This window comes from Agrobacterium sp. GW821-FHT02D03, from assembly GCF_059421725.1.
Map to the genome: position 1 here is coordinate 1,532,331 of NZ_JBWKVN010000002.1, position 18,055 is coordinate 1,550,385.

General features: G+C 58.5%; 17 protein-coding genes. 5 read left to right on the forward strand and 12 right to left on the reverse strand.

What is annotated here, in order from left to right; all coding sequences use genetic code 11:
• A complete protein-coding gene (locus AC07U5_RS20340; RefSeq protein ID WP_494724073.1) occupies positions 1–834 on the forward strand; it encodes a RibD family protein in 834 nt (277 codons plus the stop codon).
• On the opposite strand, the gene AC07U5_RS20345 is transcribed toward AC07U5_RS20340, so the two are convergent.
• The 4 genes from AC07U5_RS20345 to AC07U5_RS20360 are packed head-to-tail and all read right to left on the reverse strand — an operon-like array spanning position 763 to position 4,148.
• Entirely contained in the window at positions 763–1,557 is a 795-nt protein-coding gene (locus AC07U5_RS20345) for a class I SAM-dependent methyltransferase (RefSeq protein ID WP_427928462.1), read from the reverse strand. The two genes, AC07U5_RS20340 and AC07U5_RS20345, sit on opposite strands and share 72 nt — an antisense overlap.
• Entirely contained in the window at positions 1,554–2,600 is a 1,047-nt protein-coding gene (locus tag AC07U5_RS20350) for a glycosyltransferase family 4 protein (protein ID WP_427928463.1), read from the reverse strand. Before AC07U5_RS20350 ends, AC07U5_RS20345 begins: the two co-directional genes overlap by 4 nt.
• On the reverse strand, positions 2,597–2,995 hold the full coding sequence (locus tag AC07U5_RS20355) for a 6-pyruvoyl trahydropterin synthase family protein (RefSeq protein ID WP_062424332.1): 399 nt from the start codon (positions 2,993–2,995) through the stop codon (positions 2,597–2,599). Before AC07U5_RS20355 ends, AC07U5_RS20350 begins: the two co-directional genes overlap by 4 nt.
• Before the next feature lie 13 nt (positions 2,996–3,008).
• Positions 3,009–4,148 carry a zinc-dependent alcohol dehydrogenase gene (locus tag AC07U5_RS20360; RefSeq protein WP_494724074.1) on the reverse strand — a complete coding sequence of 380 codons (1,140 nt, stop codon included), beginning with the start codon at positions 4,146–4,148 and terminating at the stop codon, positions 3,009–3,011.
• 18 nt (positions 4,149–4,166) lie between these two features.
• On the opposite strand from AC07U5_RS20360, the gene ribA reads away from it, so the two are divergent.
• Genes ribA through AC07U5_RS20375 form a run of 3 tightly spaced genes read left to right on the forward strand, consistent with a single transcriptional unit; the run spans position 4,167 to position 6,814 of the window.
• Complete coding sequence (gene ribA, locus AC07U5_RS20365) at positions 4,167–5,273, forward strand: GTP cyclohydrolase II RibA (RefSeq protein WP_494724075.1); 1,107 nt, start codon at positions 4,167–4,169, stop codon at positions 5,271–5,273.
• Positions 5,274–5,297: 24 nt separating this feature from the next.
• Entirely contained in the window at positions 5,298–6,062 is a 765-nt protein-coding gene (locus AC07U5_RS20370) for a CDP-alcohol phosphatidyltransferase family protein (protein WP_427928465.1), read from the forward strand.
• On the forward strand, positions 6,059–6,814 hold the full coding sequence (locus AC07U5_RS20375) for an FkbM family methyltransferase (protein ID WP_427928466.1): 756 nt from the start codon (positions 6,059–6,061) through the stop codon (positions 6,812–6,814). Before AC07U5_RS20370 ends, AC07U5_RS20375 begins: the two co-directional genes overlap by 4 nt.
• An 8-nt stretch (positions 6,815–6,822) precedes the next feature.
• Here AC07U5_RS20375 and AC07U5_RS20380 read toward each other — a convergent pair whose 3' ends face one another.
• The gene (locus tag AC07U5_RS20380; RefSeq protein ID WP_494724076.1) at positions 6,823–7,740 is read right to left on the reverse strand and encodes a lysylphosphatidylglycerol synthase transmembrane domain-containing protein; all 918 of its coding nucleotides are present in this window, start codon (positions 7,738–7,740) and stop codon (positions 6,823–6,825) included.
• Between the two features lie 108 nt (positions 7,741–7,848).
• Between AC07U5_RS20380 and AC07U5_RS20385 the strand changes: the two genes are divergently transcribed.
• The gene (locus tag AC07U5_RS20385; RefSeq protein ID WP_494724077.1) at positions 7,849–9,435 is read left to right on the forward strand and encodes an LTA synthase family protein; all 1,587 of its coding nucleotides are present in this window, start codon (positions 7,849–7,851) and stop codon (positions 9,433–9,435) included.
• Between the two features lie 16 nt (positions 9,436–9,451).
• On the opposite strand, the gene AC07U5_RS20390 is transcribed toward AC07U5_RS20385, so the two are convergent.
• The 7 genes from AC07U5_RS20390 to AC07U5_RS20420 all read right to left on the reverse strand — a co-directional run bounded on the left by AC07U5_RS20390 (position 9,452) and on the right by AC07U5_RS20420 (position 18,052).
• Positions 9,452–11,185, reverse strand: a complete 1,734-nt coding sequence (locus AC07U5_RS20390; protein ID WP_494724078.1) for a M14 family metallopeptidase — start codon at positions 11,183–11,185, stop codon at positions 9,452–9,454.
• Positions 11,186–11,190: 5 nt separating this feature from the next.
• Positions 11,191–12,039 carry an ABC transporter permease gene (locus AC07U5_RS20395; protein ID WP_062441393.1) on the reverse strand — a complete coding sequence of 283 codons (849 nt, stop codon included), beginning with the start codon at positions 12,037–12,039 and terminating at the stop codon, positions 11,191–11,193.
• A gap of 6 nt (positions 12,040–12,045) precedes the next feature.
• On the reverse strand, positions 12,046–12,969 hold the full coding sequence (locus AC07U5_RS20400; RefSeq protein WP_062424339.1) for an ABC transporter permease: 924 nt from the start codon (positions 12,967–12,969) through the stop codon (positions 12,046–12,048).
• Between the two features lie 74 nt (positions 12,970–13,043).
• Positions 13,044–14,579 carry an ABC transporter substrate-binding protein gene (locus AC07U5_RS20405; RefSeq protein WP_335323819.1) on the reverse strand — a complete coding sequence of 512 codons (1,536 nt, stop codon included), beginning with the start codon at positions 14,577–14,579 and terminating at the stop codon, positions 13,044–13,046.
• A 39-nt stretch (positions 14,580–14,618) separates the two neighbouring features.
• A complete protein-coding gene (locus tag AC07U5_RS20410) occupies positions 14,619–16,454 on the reverse strand; it encodes an ABC transporter ATP-binding protein (protein WP_494724289.1) in 1,836 nt (611 codons plus the stop codon).
• A 471-nt stretch (positions 16,455–16,925) separates the two neighbouring features.
• The gene (locus AC07U5_RS20415; RefSeq protein ID WP_494724079.1) at positions 16,926–17,279 is read right to left on the reverse strand and encodes a hypothetical protein; all 354 of its coding nucleotides are present in this window, start codon (positions 17,277–17,279) and stop codon (positions 16,926–16,928) included.
• Positions 17,276–18,052 (reverse strand): exonuclease domain-containing protein, encoded by a 777-nt coding sequence (locus AC07U5_RS20420; RefSeq protein ID WP_494724080.1) that lies wholly within the window; start codon positions 18,050–18,052, stop codon positions 17,276–17,278. Before AC07U5_RS20420 ends, AC07U5_RS20415 begins: the two co-directional genes overlap by 4 nt.
• Positions 18,053–18,055 lie beyond the last annotated feature (3 nt).

Consider the following 18,055-nt stretch of genomic DNA (forward strand, 5'->3'; position numbering starts at 1 on the left):
ATGCGCAACCTTCACATGACCGACAGGCTCTGGACGAAGCTTCTTTCCATTCGCGACGGAAAGGACACGCTCCGCCGCAAGGAAGCCGACCCGGCGCTGATGCTCTATGGTCCGATTGCAGCAGGAAGGGACGGTTTCGTCATCGCGCAGGTCGGTCAGTCGCTCGATGGGCGCGTCGCAACGCCGACAGGCGATGCCCGCGACATTTCCGGACCCGATGGTCTGGCGCATCTGCATCGGTGCCGCGCGCTTGTGGACGCGGTCATCGTCGGTGTTGGTACAGTCCAGAACGACAATCCCCGGCTCTCCGTGCGCGAAGTCAAGGGACCAAGCCCGACGCGTGTCATCATCGACTGCAAAGGTGAACTGACGGGGACGGAAGGACTGTTCAATGATGGCGGTGCGCCGGTGATCGTCATTCAAGGGCATGACGCCCCCGCAACGTCGTATCGCGCCGAGGTGGTAAAGCTCCAGCGCAGCGGCCGCGGTCTTGATCCGCGCGACATTCTTGATTGTCTCGCAGAGCGCGGCCTCAAGCGCATTCTTGTTGAAGGCGGCGCGCGTACAATCGCCCGCTTCATCGACGCGGGACTGGTCGACCGGCTGCATGTCGCGATTGCGCCCCTGATCATCGGTTCAGGCCCGTGCGGCATTTCGCTTTCGCCGATCGCCCAGCTTTGCAATGCTCACCGCCCTCAGGCCGATATTTACGGCCTTGGAAGCGATGTGCTTTTCGACTGCTGTCTGAAGCCGCAGGCAGATTCAAGTGTTCGGAAGGGCCAGGAAATCCGTGTGGCCGACGATGCACCGGCTTCCATCTACGCCAACGCGTGACAGGCGAAAGTCGAGCCACTGCTTGAACTCTGTGGGGTCGATGTTTCCGATTTCCTGGATCGGCGTGGAAAGCCCCGCAAGAAACTCGATCTGAAGCGCCTCGGATTCCGGTCCAAGCTCCCATTGGCTGGAGGCTGTCTCAATGGTGAATCCTGCGTCCTCGCACAAGCCCGATAGATAATCGGAGGCGTCTGGTCCCAGAGCGGGTCCGAAACCCTTGTCTGTGCGCTGATGCGCGTTGAAATCGGCCACAACGGCCTTATCCAAAGGGTGCTTGATCGACCATTCCATGACGCCGTCGTAGTTGAGCGCCGCATAAAGTCCGATCTTTTTGCGTGCCAATCGCTCGATAAATCGGCGGCAGAAATCCTCCGAGCAGAGGTCGAACAAGGCAGAGGCGGTAACGACCGCGACATTCTCGAGCAAACTCTCGTCCAGCGTGTTCAGGTCGGCGCAATGAAATGATACATCGTCCCGCGGTCCGATCTGGCGTTTTGCTTCGTCAAGCAACACCGCCTCGTAATCCAGTAACTTCCAGTCCACATCGGCCAGAAGCGGCGAGAGGGTGCGGAAGGTCGATCCCGTGCCGCAACCGATATCCATGACGACACGCGGGGAGTGCGACTCGATGTACGCTTTCACCGTCTCAACAAGAGACGACGATCGTGCTGCGCGATCGGCCGGTTCACGAAGGCGAAGCCATTCCTTGTCAAAGCCGCTCATATCAAACCTTTCAATCTGTTGGAAATGATGGTGGACGTATCGGTCCAGGTCGGAAGCTCTGCGCCCGCGAATGCGGCAGCCTCGGCCCGGCGAGCTCGCTCGTGGGGATCGATCAAGAGGCGTCTCAGTGCAAAGGCCACAGCCTCGACATCATCCACCGGGACCAGGAAACCGGCATCGCTTGGGACGACATCCGGCACGGCGCCCGAATGACATGCAACGATCGGTAGGCCGTACGAGAGTGCTTCCGCAAACACCATGCCGTAGCCTTCATACCGGCTGGCAAGAGCGAATATATCGGCACCGGCATAGGCAGCCGAAAGATCGTCGCATTCGCCCGCAAGCGTGATGCGGTCGTTGAGGCAAAGAGCTCTGATCTGCTCCTCCAGAGCCGATGCGACGGAAGGATCGAGATTTGGGCTGCCGATGATCTTGGCCTGCCACGAAAGATCGACGATCGTTGCAAGCGATGCGATCAGAACATCGTGGCCTTTTCGTCTCGTAAGGGAGCCGACGGAGAGGATCTGCGGGATCTCGTTGTGTGTCTTATGACCTTGCGGCGGTTTTGCTGTGCCGGGCACCGCGACGCTAATCTTGGATTCCGGCACACCAAAGTTCTCGATCAATTCGCGCGCCGTCATCGGTGAGGTGACGAAAACATGCTGCGTAGCGGCAAGCGCGTTTGTTTCGGTGTGCCGCAAGCGCATTTGATCGCTCTCGCCGACGCCGGTCTCGAGCGCCAAGGGATGATGAACGAGCGCTACGATGTTGAGGCGCGTTTTCTCCCGCTTTGCCCATTCGTCCATCACGCCAAAAGCAAGCCCGTCGATCATCACGAGCATGCCGTCAGGCAGCGCGGAAAGCCGCCTTTCAGCCTCTCTCAGAACGTTTGAAGACGGGGAGGGGAAACCCTCCCCGAGGGGAATGAGATCGATCGCCCATCCAAGCCGATCGAGCCCCGATATGATTTCGCGATCATAGCCGTAGCCCCCGGTTTTCAGCTCGAGATCACCGGGGTAGGCAAAGGCCAGCCTTGATATCAAAGGTCGGCCTCATACCAGCCGCGCGCGGCATGCGATTCATGCAACAGCACCCGGATGCGGCAAATCCGATGGCTGCCCGGGCCAAGACGCTTGACGGCAACCGCTTCCGCCAACTGATCGAAAATGTGTTTAGCGATGACTTCAGTGGTGCTGACCTTACCCTTGAAGATATCGAGCTCATCGAGGTTTTGGTAATTCAAGGGCTTCAGGGTTTCGGAGAGAACAGTCGTTGCCGCCCCGATGTCGACTGCAAGACCGTCTTCGTCCACGTCTTTTGTGAAGAACGCCGCATCAACGACGAAGGTGGCGCCATGCATGCCCTGTGCCGGTCCGAATACCGGACGCGGAAGGCTGTGGGCGATCATGATGTGGTCTCGGACTTCGACTGCGAACATGGTCTCTCTTTCGTTAGTAGCGGATGCGGTGGCAGAGCGTCGTCTGCGATGAAAGGATACGGGGATAGTCGTCGGCCAGATCAGCAAAGTCTGTCTCGCCGGATATGAGGTGATCGAGGCTATCGTCCGCCAACAGTTCCAAAGCTTTCGCCATGCGTCGGCCAAAACTCCAGCGCGCTCGCCGTGAGGGAGGAACGGCCCCGACCTGCGAACTTATCAACTGCAAGCGCTTTGAGTGGAACGCGCCGCCGAGCGGAACGGAAATGATCTTGTCGCCATACCAGCTTGCCTCGACGATGCGCGCCTCGGTGCCAGCATGTTCAATGGCCTCGGAAAGCGCGGCGCCGGCTGCCGAGGCGTTGATCAGTACGTCAAATTCGCCCTTGAGCGTGCCGGCTTCTGCAAAGGAGATGCCCATGGCCTCAGCATGCGCGCGGCGATCGGTATTGTTGTCCAGCAATACCGTACCGGTGCCCGCAATTCGGCGAGACAGGTTGGCGATCAAGGTTCCTACGACGCCGGCGCCAAAGACAGCGACGCGGTCACCGGGTTGGATCATGGCATCCCAGACGATATTGAGTGCCGTCTCCATATTTGCTGCGAGAACGCCACGCTCCGGGGGAAGACCTTCCGGCAATACAGCGATCATGTCCTTCGAGGTGACGAAACGATCCTGATGCGGATGGAGGCAGAATACCGTCTTGCCGATCAGATCGTCCGGGCCGGCTTCAATCTTCCCGATTGTGGAATAGCCGTACTTTACCGGAAATGAGAAGCTGCCTTCCATGTGAGGGCCGCGCATTCTGTCAAACTCGCTCTGCGGCACTTTGCCAGCAAGCACCAGAGATTCGGTACCACGGCTGATCCCACTGTAGAGTGTGCGGACAAGAACCTGATCTGCCTGAAGAGGTTCGATGCTCTCTTGCCTGATGGCGCAACGGTTGGCCGTCTCGATCCACAGCGCCCGGCATAGTGTGGTCTTGTTACTCAAAGCTTCGGCCGATGCTGATGCCAAAATGGTGATCCTAATAAATGCGAATTCCAATGGAGCGTATTGCCGAGACACGCGTTTTGTTCCGTACGGATTGCTAAAATAAATTCCGTGTCTGCGAGAAATCCAACCATGATCTTCTCCGTAGAAAACAAAAACCATCTAGGGAGAGTATGTCACATGTCGTCTGCCACCCATGCTGCTTTTCAGTTTTCCACCCCAGAGATTGAAGTCGAGCGCGCCGTTTCAGAACTACGCTACGGTCGCCCAATCCTCTTCTCCTCAAACGAGCGACGGCTGGCAGTTCTGGCACTGGATGCCGTTGCGCCTTCGATTTACGACCAGTTTGCGATGACCACTGAGAACAGCCATTCTCTCCTTCTCACTGCACCGCGCGCAACGCGCCTGGGCATTGTGGGTGGTGGAGACGTGCTCACTCCGCTCTCAGGCGTCAGCTTCGAAGAGGCGTCGCGGCTGTCCTACGTTCTTGGCGCAGAGCGTCCTCAGACTTGGACGACAGCCGACGAACTTGCATCGCAGACGGCAGAGTTGGCGCGTGTCGCGCTTCTTCTGCCTGCTATGGTCATGGCCGATGTTTCTTCCTCGCCTGAGCGTTTTGCCGGATGCTGCGAGCTCTCTGCGTCACGCCTGCTGAATACAGAAATGGCGCTCCAGCGCTTCGAAAAGGTGGTGAGAACGCGCGTTCCACTCAAAGACCTGGGCAATTCCGAGTTTGTCGTTTTTCGCGGCGGTCTTGCGCAAAAAGATCAAGTTGCGATCGTCGTTGGCAATCCGGACGTGTCGCGCACCGTGCCGATCCGCATCCATTCGTCCTGTATCACGGGTGACCTCTGCAACTCGCTGAAATGCGACTGTGGGGATCAGTTGCGCAATGGTCTCGCGCTGTTGAAGCAGGCTGGCGGTGGGGTCCTGCTTTATCTTGACCAGGAAGGTCGCGGCACTGGTATCGGCGCGAAAATGCGTGCCTATGGCTACCAGCATCTCGGCCTTGACACGATCGACGCCGACGCCGAACTTGGCCTTTCCGAGGACCACCGCCGTTATGAAGCAGCGGTTGCGATGTTGGGTCATATGAACATCAAGAAGGTCGCCGTCTATACGAACAATCCAACCAAGATCAACGGCCTTCGTGCCGGAGGTATCGAGGTGGAGGCGCGCGCTCCGGTAACGGGCACCGTCACCGCCGAGAACCAGAACTACCTCCGCACCAAGACCGTCCGTGCCGGGCATCTGATGGACCTTGAAACGCTGGTCGCAGCCGAATAAGTCCAGGATCCCGGGAGGATAAAAATGGCACTAATACAGGGCGAGTCGCTCGCGACCTTGAGAGACCGAAGGCCTCTCGTGCGAAACACGCTTGCAAATCTCGCCTGCCTGCTGCTCGGCACCATCGCCGTCGCGGTTTTGGTGCGTGTGGAAATGTCGCTGGGTTGGGATTTTGTTGTTGCCGCAACGCTGTCCCTTTCGGCGATATTTGCCTTCGTGCTCTACCTGCTTCCGCAATATCCACATCGGCGTTTTGGCTATGCCAATACTGTGACGGCCATTCGAGCCTCGCTCGTGAGTTTGACGGCAGCAACTGTGCTCTGTTTCGAAAGTCTGCAGCAAGCGGACACAGTCTTGTGGATCCTCGTTGGTGTCGTTGTGGTGGCGCTGGCGCTTGACGGAATAGATGGCTATCTCGCACGGCGGTATCGTCAAGAATCCGAGCTTGGCGCTCGCTTCGATATGGAAGTGGATGCCTTCCTGATCCTCATCCTCTCGGTCGCGGCCGCTCTTCTGGACAAGGCGGGTGCCTGGGTGCTGCTGATCGGACTGATGCGGTATTTCTTCGTCGCGGCCGGTTGGCTTCTTCCGGCACTCTCGGCTGATCTTCCTTCATCGTTCAGGCGCAAGTTCGTCTGTGTGGTCCAGGTGTCGATCCTGTGCCTCATCCTCGTTCCAGCCGTGGTTGCTCCAGTCTCAAACTATCTGGCGGCGGCGGCACTCCTGGCGCTCGTCTACTCATTTGCTGCAGACATTGTGTATCTCGTGCGCAACCGGGTGAGCACATGACGGTGGCCAGGAAGCTATCGTCATCGCTCGGCCTTGCTCGCTCTCTCGTCGTTTATTACGGTCAGCCGTGGCGGCGCTTTGGATTGAAGCGCTTCTACCGCTCCCTCGTCTCTCCTGGGCAGCTTGTCTTCGACATCGGCGCTCATGTGGGAAGCCGCAGCCGAACGCTGATCGAGATCGGAGCGAGGGTCGTCGCAATCGAGCCCCAGCCTCTCTTTGCTGACTTCGTCGAAAAGCATCTTGGCAAAGAGCTTGAGGGCTTCGAAAGGGTGGCTGTCGGTGCAACGCGAGGAAGCGTCGATCTGCTGATCTCCAGCCGTCACCCAACTGTCACCAGCGTTTCGTCCAGCTTTGTCGAGGCGGTTAAGAAAAATGCAGGGTTCTCCCACGTCAAGTGGGATGGGAAGGTCACCGTGCCCATGGTGCGACTGGATGATCTCATCGAAAAATACGGGGTGCCCGCCTTCATCAAGATCGATGTGGAAGGCGCCGAAGCCGCGGTTCTGGCAGGCCTGAGCCAGCCCATCGACCTGATTGCGTTCGAGTATATTCCCGCCATGCCGTCGGTTGCTAATGACGCAATTGCAAAGCTTGCCTCGATCGGCGACTATCGTTTCAATCGCGTCGAGGGCGAAACGCATCGCTTCGTTTCGCAAGGGTGGAAAACGGGAAGCCAGATGCTGACGGAACTTGCTGCAATGCCGGCCGATGCCAAATCGGGCGACATCTATGCGCGCATTGATCGTCGGTGAGGCAGTGGTCAGGCGTGGCTCGGTCGTCTCTTCAAGGCGCTCGCGGCAAGAAAGATCACGCCGGGCGCCGTGCCAAGGAGCGACAGCCAGCCATAGGTGATGCTCGCCGCCAGTCCATCGAGCGGTGCGGCTCCCAACAACGGCCAGAGCGCCATTGCCGCAGCCTCACGCGTGCCCCAGCCGCCAAAGCCTGTCGGGATGAGCATTGCCACCAGACAGAAGGGAATAATGGTCAGACAGGCGACCCAGGGCAGCTGCGTGCCCGTCGCGCCAGCGGCAATAAAGAATATGATCACATAGGTCGAAAGCACGCCCGCACTGGTCGTGGATTGCACGATCCAGGCTCCCCGCCGCACGAAGGCTTCGGCGAGGCCTTCACGCAACGCGTTTTGCGTGGCCCACTTGGGCTTGGCGACATAAAGAGCGACGATTGCGGCCAGAAGCAATGCGCCGGCGAACAAGAGGTAGTGCCGCAGCTGTTGGCCGAAATCCGTCTGCGTCATCAACGGCCAGACGCTGAGGCCGACGATCGCGAGAATGAAGAATGCGATCTGTCCGGACAGTCTCTCAAATATGACTGCCTTGGCAGGTTGCCGCCAGCCGCCGGGTTCGTCACCCCGCATGCGCCATGCTCTGATCGCATCTCCACCCACGCCGCCAGGGAGCGTCTGGTTGAGAAAACTTGCGACATAATATTCGCGTATTGCCTTCAACGGGGCGATGTCCTGCCCAAGACGGCGGGAGGTGAAACGCCAGCGAAGTGCAGAGAGAACGATTTGCAGCTGGACGAGCGCAAGGCACACTGCGACAACGATCCACGAGGTGCGGGAGAGCGATTGTCCAAGAGCATTCAAATCTGTTCTCAGGACGATCGCTGCCAGAAAAGCAAGCGTGATGAAAGAGACGACTATTCGCAGTTTGTTCAAGCGGAAGACCTTTGCATTTTGGCTGCTTTTCCAGCTCAGTGATACGCACTGCATTGAGAGTGGATTGAAGTGAACGGGAAAATCGGGTTCAGCCGCAAACACATTAACTTGAAAGCAGCGATCGGCGCATTGCTTTTCTCTGTTGCTGCACTGCTCGCTTTCAACCTGCCTGATCACCCCGACGCGTTCGGTGTGGGAGCGTTTACGAGGCTACCACTCGAATGGGCGCTCATCGGCCTTCTCACGCTTTTGACGAGGGGCTGGCTGCGGCGCATCGTGATTTTCTTATGCGGCTTTATCGTCTTTCTCGTCCTTTTCCTGAAGCTGGCTGACATCGGCGTCCAGTCCGCCTTCCAGCGCCCATTCAATCCCTATCTCGATCTGAAGATGCTGAAGGATGGCTGGATCCTGATTTCGGGTACGATCGGCACACCGGCAGCGCTCGCAGCGCTGATCGGCGGCGGTCTGCTTTTCCTTCTTGTCGCAAGCATCTTTCTGAGGTCGCTCAAATGGATGGCCAGCGCAACGGGATCGACGCGGCGGATTTTGACTGCGGCGTTTGCGGCAATCCTTGTGATCGGGGCGGGGCTGATGTGGCTCGGCTTGCCTTGGGTCGATCTTCGCACGCCTGTCTATTTGTCGAACAGACTGAGCCTCGTTGTCCGCTCCGCGGAGGATATGCAAGCTTTCGAAAAGGAGCTGGCGACCGGGATCGGTCCGACGGATGGACGCGATCTTTTCCGAAGGGTCAAGGGCAAGGATGTCATTCTGGTCTTCGTGGAGTCCTACGGGCGGTCCGCAGTCGAAGATCCTCTTTATGCCGATGTCACGGGTCGGCGGCTCGGTGCCATCGACCAGCAGCTCGGAGCCGCAGGCTTACACGTGGCCAGTGGCTGGGTCACGTCTCCAACGGTTGGAGGTCTGAGTTGGCTTGCTCACGGCACCTTGCTGTCCGGGCTCTGGGTCGATAGTCAGGCACGCTACGATCGGCTGATGATCAGTCACCAGCCGAGCTTGAACCGGCTGTTTTCTCAAGCCGGATGGCACAGTGTGGCAGTCATGCCGGCGATCACCATGGCGTGGCCGGAAGCGGACTATTTTGGCTACGACCAGATCCTGTCGGCATCCGGCCTTCAATATCGTGGCAAGCCATTCAATTGGGTCACGATGCCGGATCAATACACCCTGTCTGCCTTTGATCGGTTAGCGCTGAAGCCTGCCCATGAGCGCGGACAACGGGTCATGGCCGAGATCGCGCTCATATCCAGCCACGCGCCCTGGACGCCCGTGCCGATACTCATCGATTGGGACAAGGTCGGAGATGGCTCTGCCTTTAACGACCAGGCTGTCAGCGGCGACCCGCCGTCCGTCGTCTGGGCCGTCCCAGACCGGGTGCGTCGCCAATATATACAGACCATCGATTACTCGCTGGCGACGCTTGGGGAGTTCATGGAAAGGCAGCGCCGAGATGTGGTCTACGTCATCCTCGGTGATCACCAGCCGGCGTCGATCATCACGGGGCAGGGTGCGTCACGCGCGGTGCCGGTGCATATTGTCAGCGACGATGCAGACCTTGTTGCGCGCTTCGAAGCCAAGGGATTTGTCAGCGGTATGATGCCCGCTGACACGACGAAGGAGCAACCGATGAGCGCGCTTCGCCAAACTCTGATCGACACCTTCAGTGGCGCGCCCTGATGAGGACGCGCCTGCATCAGGCAGAAGCGCGTTCGCGCATGATGTCTTGCCAGGCATTATAGGCCGAGAGAACCGTTTCCATCTGCGCTGTATGGCCGGCGATGAAATCGTCGCCATAGATCGTTTCGTCGGGGTATTCGGTGATCAGGGTCATCGGGACGTTATGCCGATCATCGACGGATGAGAGACATGGGAAGCCGTTGATGATCCGAAAACCCGTCTCGCCGGCGTGGATTTCATAGAGAGCGATCTGGCGATTGTTGTAATCGAGAAGACCGGGGATTGCCCCGAGATGACCGGTGACCTTGTCCAGCAATGCTTCAGCCTGGCGTTCCCAGTCCGGGTGATGGCGGATGATGAGGAAGAAGCCCTTCGGCAATGTCCACATGGCGAAGTTGCGGGGCACATAGCCGGAAAGCGGTCGCGTCCATTCATGCGAGGGATAGCCATGCAGATTCACATGCAGCTTGGCATCGCTCTTTTTCTCCGCCTTGAAACGGATTTCCTTCTCGAACAGGTTGGTACCCGCATTCTCGGAGGTTCGATATTCGAGATCGTCGCCGAGTGCGGTGTAACGCGCGGCATGGTGCATATGGCGCGGGTTGTCGAGGCGAAGACGCTGGTGCACGGCATATCCGTCGGGGTTCTCCAGCGGCGATATCGTAAAGTGGGCCTGCTTCCTCTGGCCGAGCTTCCGGGCCGCGCGAAGAGCGCCGACAATGCCCGTCGTTTCGTTCGGATGTTGCCCGCCGCTGATCATCACCGCGGCATCGTCGCCGGATTTGTAGCGGGCAGAAAGGATGCGTCCGGAACGGGACCGTGCTTCGAAAGCGTCTCCGCCGATTTCGGCCAGGAGCTTCCTCACCTGGCTTTCCGCAATCGGCTCTTGAGCGGCGTCGATCGGCTGCTCATCCCCGTCTAAGAAACCTGTGGTAAGCGCCCGCGTCTCGATGACAACAGAAATTTCGCCATTGCTCTTGGCGATTTCAGGCACGATCTGTCCTGGTCTCAGACCTCGATCACCCAATGGGCGGCCTGATTTTTTCTGGAAAAATTCGAGAAGCGAAAAATAGAAATCCTCGTGCAGCGCCTCGCGAAGGCTGACGACCTCATCGCCGACCGGCAACGAGATGTCTTTCGCGGGGTGAACAACGCGAATGTTCAGCTCTTCGAAATAGGGCTCCTGATCGCCCCAGGCATGATCGGCTACGGCTTTGATGCCTGCTTCGAAGAGTTCCTCGTAATCCGTCGCCAGTCGCTCGCCCGGCTGCCGGCCAAGCTTCAACCAGCCTGTGGGCGAGACATTGATCTCGCCGACGATGTCCGTATGCACCCGGTTCGGCGCGAGGACGGTCACGCTCTCGATCTGCTCCCCGCGCTTCAGCGAGACATCATAATGAAAGTCACCGTCGTTACGGGCAATGAAGTCAATTTTCGCCTCACCAACCAGAGCCGCGAGCGGATAGGCCTCTAGGCGGAAGCGGTTTGCCGGGGCATTGGCATGGACGGGAAAGTGCACTTCGATCGCCTCGACACCATCGAGATCGATCTCTTCCAAAAAGGCAAAGAGAAGAGGTTTGTAAGCACTGCGAATGCGGGCAGTCACGCCCTTTTCCCGCAACCGTCTTTCCGCCTCTCTCCGGCTTTCCGTGTCGTCGAAGGTCCAGGCTTCCAGCGGTTGGCCCGGAATGGCGAGCTCGACAATAGCGTCCAGCGTTCGAGTGAAAGTCTGGTTTAAAAGCGGGCTCATGGCGATTACCTCGAGGTTCTGCCGGTCGGATCGAGGCTATCGCGAAGCCAGTCGCCGAGGAGGTTGAGACCGAGAACGGTCAGAAGGATCGCCAAGCCTGGAAAGACGCTGACCCACCATGCGGTCTGAAGATAGGTACGCCCGTCCGCCAGCATACCGCCCCAGCTTGGGATAGTGGGATCGACGCCGAGGCCGAGGAAGGTGAGGCTGCTTTCGAGCAGGATGTTGTTGGCGACATTCAGTGTCATCAGCACGATGACGGGACCGATCAGGTTTGGCAGCAAATGCTGGAGGATGATGCGCCAGTCCTTCACGCCGATAGCACGGGCCGACAGAATGAATTCGCGCTCCCTGAGTGTCAGCACCGAGCCGCGCACGAGACGGGCATATTGCACCCACTGCGAGACGATCAGCAGGATGATGGTATTGGTGAGGCTGCCTCCAACGATCGCGATAAAGGTGATCGCGAGCAGGATGAAGGGCATGGCGAGCTGGATGTCTGCAAAGCGCATCACCAGCATGTCCCAGAAGCCGCGGTAGTAACCCGCCACGAGCCCAACCGCCACGCCGAAGATCACCGCGCCGATCACCGAGGTGAAGCCAACGAGGAGTGAGATTTTGCCGCCGGCGACGACGCGGGCCAGCACGTCACGGCCGAGCGGGTCGGTGCCGAATGGATGGGCGGCATTCGCAAACGGCTTCGCGAGCCGCGCCATCAGATCGATTTTTTCCGCGCCACCTGGAAAGAGGACATCAGAGAAAACGACGGCAAGGCAGATCACGACCGTCAACGTTGCGCCAAGGATGAATTCAAGACTGTTGAAGCGCGAGAGGCGCGAGGTGTTGGCAGCCATCGTCTCTTACTCCGTGCGGATGCGGGGATCGACAAGCCCATAGGCAATATCGACCAGAAGGTTGATGCCGACGATCATCAGCGACAGGACAGTGATGACGGCTTGGAGAACCGGATAATCACGAGCGCCGACCGCATCGAAGGCAAGCGTACCGAGCCCGGGCCAGTTGAAGACGCGCTCGATGACGACGATGCCGCCGAGCAGACCACCGAACTGAAGGCCAAAATAGGTGATGAGCGGAATGGCGCAGTTGCGCAGGGCATGCTTGTAGAGCACCTTGTTTTCGCTCAAGCCCTTGGCGCGTGCCACCATCACATATTGCGAGCGCAACGTGTCGAGCATCGCCGTGCGCACAAGACGGACATTGGTCGCTGTCAGGATGACACCCATTGTCACGGCCGGCATGATATAGCTTGCAAATCCGCCCATGCCGCTCGGTGGCAACCAGCCGAGCGTGATCGAGAAGAGTAGAACCAGCATGGTTGCGAGCCAGAAGTTCGGAAACGACAGGCCGACGAGCGAGAATATGCGGATCACCTGATCCGCCGTCTTGCCGCGTGACGTAGCAGCCTTGATCCCAAGCGGAATGGAAAGCGCAATCGACACAGCCATAGAGATGAAGGCGAGCGCCAGTGTGGCTGGGAGTGCGTCTGCAATCAGTCGCGAAACAGGGGTGCTGCCGGTAAAGCTGCGTCCGAAATCAAGCGTCACGAGCCCCTTCAGGAAGCTGAAATACTGGACGAAGAATGGCCGGTCGGTGCCAAGCGCCGCACGGATGCGCGCAAGATCGTCCTCCGTCATGCTGCCGCCGCCCTGGAACATGGTGACCGCGGGATCGCCCGTCAGACGAATTGCGAAGGAGACGAGAAGGGTGATGGCGATGACGACAAAAATCGCCTGCAGCAATCGCTTGATGAGAAAACCGGCCACGAGCTTTTCCTTGAGAAATGTCCTGCCTTGCCCGCACAAAACGGGCAAGGCGATGCGTCAAAGGGTCGAAAGACTTATTCGACGGTGACGTCGGTGAGCTTCAACCGGTTGTCCGGTGGTGCGACGAAACCCTTGACCCGCTTGTTCATGCCGTAGATGGCATTGGTGTTGTAAAGCGGAAGTTCGAGTGCGCGGTCAGCGGTGTAACTGCCGATCTCCTTCAGGATCTTTTCCCGTTCGGCACGGTCGGTCAGCGGGCGCTGGGATTCCAGCAGCTTGTCCAGCTTCTCGTCCTTGTCGTAAGGGTTCCACTTCTCGCCGGAGTGGTACATGGAGTAGGCCGTGTTGTCGTAGTCGAAGGTCCAGCCGCCCCATTTCTGCTGGAACATGGCGCCGGTCTTGCCCTGCGGGATGATGTCGTTCAACAGCACGTTTGTTTCGTAGGGCTTGATCGTCGCAGTGATGCCCACCATCGAGAGGTAACTGGAAATGACCTGAGCCACTTCGTTCATCGTTGCGTCATTGCCGCGAATGTCGATCTGGAGCGTCGTGCCCGGCTTCACACCGGCCTCTGCCAAGAGCTTCTTGGCAGCTTCCGGATCGTAAGGCAGCGGCTTCAGTTCAGGATCGTAGCCAAAGGACAGTGCGCTCTGGAAGCTTGCGATTTCCGAGGCCTGCCCGGCAAGGATCGACTTCACGATCGTGCCGCGATCGACCGCCATGATGATCGCCTTGCGGACCTTAGGATCGGCCGTGACGCCATCGCGCGTGTTGAAGCGGAGTGCATCGACGGTGGGCCCTGGAACGCTGACGATCTCAAGGTTGGAGTCGCCTTCGATGACAGGGATCATGCCGATTGGAATGGTCGGCGGGATGACCAGATCCACACGGCCAGCCTGAAGTTCCGCCACTGCGGTCGCCGGTTCGGCGATGAAGCGATATTCCAGTTCCGAGAGCTTCGGAGCGCCGCCCCAGTAATCCGGGTTGGCTTCCAGCTTGATGTTGTTTTTCGGTGCGTAGGACACGAACTTGAACGCGCCGGTGCCGACAGGATTGAGGTTAAAGTTGTCCTCGCCCTTTTCCTGGATGTATTTCGGTGGCACGATCATGGCGCCGTAGCCTGCCAGCTTGGTCAGCAGCACCGGATCGGGCGCCTTCAGCTTCATGTCCACGGTGTAGTCGTCAATAACATCGACGCTTTCGATCGACACATAGTTGGAGCGCTGTGGGCCCTTTGCACCCTGTTCGCCTAGAAGGCGCTCGAAGGTGAACTTGACCGCGGCTGCGTTAAAGGGCTCGCCGTTGTGGAACTTGACATTCTGTCGAAGCTTGAAGCGGATACGCTTGCCCTCATCCAGTTCTTCCCAGGATTCGGCAAGGCCCGGCACCAGTTTCAAATCCGGACCACGATAGGTGAGACCGTCAAAGATGTTGGTGGCCACCGCCGCCCACTGAACCAGAAAGGTGTCGATTGGGTCCCAGCTACCCGGGTCCTGCGGGCTGGAAATGGTCATTTTGCCGGCGGCAAGAGCGGGCGATGCCACGAATGCAACGCTGGCCAAAGCCAGCGATGTCACAGCAGCGGATATTCCCCTTTTGATTATTCTCATCTTCTGTTTCCTCTTCAGATGGTGTGAACGTTGGATCGGTCAGGCACTTTGAGCGATGAAGTGGCCTGGGTTGATTTCCCGATGGATAAGGATTGGCGGTTCGTCGCCCACGCGGCGCACCGGATTGGGGATCTCACCTTCGATCATGGCGATGCGACGCTCGATAGTCGGGTCGGCGACCGGCACGGCGGAGAGCAGCCTGCGGGTGTAATCATGCGTTGGGGTTTCGAACACCTGGCGACGGCTTCCCATCTCCATGATCTGGCCGAGATAGAGCACCGCCACGCGGTGGCTCATCTTCTCAACCACCGCCATGTCATGGCTGATGAAGAGATAGGCCAGCCCGCGTTCGGCCTGCAGATCCATGAAGAGATTGATGATCTGGGCCTGAATGGAAACGTCGAGCGCCGAAAGAGCTTCATCGGCAATGATCAGCTTTGGATCGGATGCGAGGGCACGGGCGATACACACACGCTGCCGCTGGCCGCCTGAAAACTCGTGAGGATAGCGCGAGGCGTGTTCGGACGTTAGTCCAACGCGCTCCAGCAACTCATCCACACGTCGTTTCACAGCATTGTTATCGTTGATCAATCCGTGAGTGTTGATCGGCTCGGCAATCGAAAAGCCGACTGTCTTGCGCGGATCGAGCGAGGCGAAAGGATCCTGGAAGATGTATTGAACTTCCTGGCGAATGCGGAAGCGCTCGGAGGCGGACATCTGCGAAAAGTTGCGGCCATTGAACGAGATCTCGCCAGATACGGCGTTTTGCAATTGCTGGATGGTTCGTCCAATGGTGGACTTGCCGGAACCGGATTCACCGACCAGCGCCAACGTTTCGCCTGCATGAATGTCGAAGCTAACCTTCTGGACCGCACTCAGACGATGGGTCGTCTTGCCGAATAGGTTCTTGCGGATGTCGAAACGCACGAAGAGATCTTTGACGGAGAGAAGCGGCTTTTGATCGTATTTTGCCGTGTCCTGGACACGCTCCTCACCGACGGTGACGGGCTCGCCGTTCTGCAATACGGTTAACGGTAAGCGTTTGGGATAGTCTTCGCCTTCCATGCTGCCAAGGCGGGGAACAGCGGAGAGCAGGGCGCGCGTGTAAGGATGCTGCGGATTGGCAAAGACATCCCTGACCGGACCTTCCTCGACCTTTTTGCCCTTCCACATCACAACGACATCATCGGCCATCTCTGCCACCACACCCATATCGTGGGTGATGAAGACCATGCCCATGCCGAGCTTCTTCTGCAGGTCGCGCATGATGTTGAGGATCTGCGCTTGAATAGTGACATCGAGCGCGGTTGTCGGTTCGTCGGCAATCAACAGCTTCGGCCGGCAAGCGAGCGCCATGGCGATCATCACGCGCTGGCGCATGCCACCGGAGAGCTGGTGGGGATAGCGATTTAACAGTTCGGCCGCATCCGGCAGACGTACCATGTCCAGAAGCGAGCGAGCTTGCGCCATCGCAGCCTGTTTGCCGAGCTTTTCATGCAAAATCAGCACTTCGCAAATTTGGTCGCCGATGGTGAAAACCGGATTGAGAGAGGTCATCGGCTCCTGGAAGATCATGGCGATCTCCTTGCCGCGGATCGACCGCATCTCCTTCTGAGAAGTCTTCAACAAATCCTTGTTTTCAAATAGAATTTTTCCCGTCGGATAGGTCGCACCCATCATATCTGCTAGACGCATCGTCGAGAGTGACGTGACCGACTTGCCCGATCCTGATTCACCGACAACTGCAACAGTCCGACCCGCCTGCACCGTAAAAGACAGATCGTCCACGACGCGGCTTTCGCCAAACTCAACGCTCAGACCTTCGACGGAGAGGAGCGGCTTGCTGTTGTCCATAAGAGTAATGTCCTTCGTCATGCTCATACCAGCACTCCTGCTGCAAGGACCGTGCCAGTGTCGCAGAGGTGAAGGACATAAGCATCGTCCACGCCGGCTGCGCAGGCGCTAGAATTGGTCACAACGTCGCTTTTGGGGCCGATGAGTAGCATCGTACTGGTTTCCTCCACAATACAGGTCGACGCTAACAAAGGCGAACAATCCTGTCCATCCTGTTGAACAATTTTTGCATATTGCCCTACAAATAGTCACATGCTTTTGCATTGGGCGAGAGGTGCACGCGATGGGCACTGCGTAGCATGGCATGATCACGTGGTTTGAAACTGGATGCGGTCCGGCCGAACTTTTGAGGTTCGAGGCATCTCAAGCGGATGCCGCCGGGCGCGGATGAAGACGCCGAACGCGATCCGCTCGACGGGAGTGACATGGAGGGACTGGAACCATGGGGGCCTTTGACGAGGCATTCAGAAATTGAGCTGACACCCTATCTGCTCAGTCACCGTTGGCGCGGTCTTCTTCGGCAAGCTGCGAAAACCAGGCCGCATAGGCTGTGTTCTTCACGAGATGCCGATTGAGGTCCGGCTCCCCATCGTCCCACCACACCTTTCCCCTCTCGCCGAGAGCGATCTTGGCTTCGTCGACCAGCGCTCTCGCTTGCGCTAGCGCTACACGATCGCCCTTGGCTTGCCGAACCGCTCGCCTCGCGGCCATTAGTTCCTTGACCAACCGTATCCTGGTCTCTTCATCCAGAGCGGGATCGCTTTTGCGCCAGAGGCGCCCGCGGACCACGAAGTACCGACCATCCGGCGTGTCGGGGTAAGATCGGGGCTTTACGCTACTGCTCACAGCAACGACCCTTGGGCCGGTTCCATGTCCTGATGTGTCTCCATCTCACCGCGCCTTGTCAGCTCGGTTTGTGCGCTGAAGCGCACATCGCTATCCCTGTCTTGAAGATAACCGATCAGCGTTTCGGTGCTCAGGCGGTCCCAACCTTTGCCGCGATCCGGACCGGCGGGCACGCGCGGCAGCAGCCCTGGCTCGGCGCTCCAAGCCAAGAGCTCTTCTAGCGAGGCGGCGTTCAGCATATCGCGCAGGTGATGGGCGGTCACATAGGCGTCTGGCATGGCGCGGTGTGCTGGCAGACCAATCTCATGCACCAGGCCTTCCGGCATGCGCAGATAGCGTAACATCTGATTGGAAAAACGCGGCAATTCGGGCCAAACCCGCAGCGCACATTTCCACGTGCAGATCCAAGGCAGTCCTCCCGTCAGCCGAGCCGTGCAATATCGCTGTTCGAAGGCTGCGCGGTGGGCTGCAAAGGCCACCACGCCTCCCTCGGGGCGCAAGACGCTTGGCGCCACTTCCTTCCAAAACGGGGCGTCCGCGACCTGCTCGTCAAGAATATGATGGATGGCCATTGTGTCAGCCGTGATCGGGCGACCGGGATTGACGAAGCGGGCGCCGCGCTCATTCGTCAGCGCCCAACGTCTCCCTTCTACAAGTGCGACATCCTGCCAGCCGATTTCGCAAACATCATTGGCGCCGTTGCCGGCGGTCTCCAGATCAATCACGCGGATGCGTTGCGCTGATACCTTCAGCTCTTCTCTAGGCTCTTTCATCGA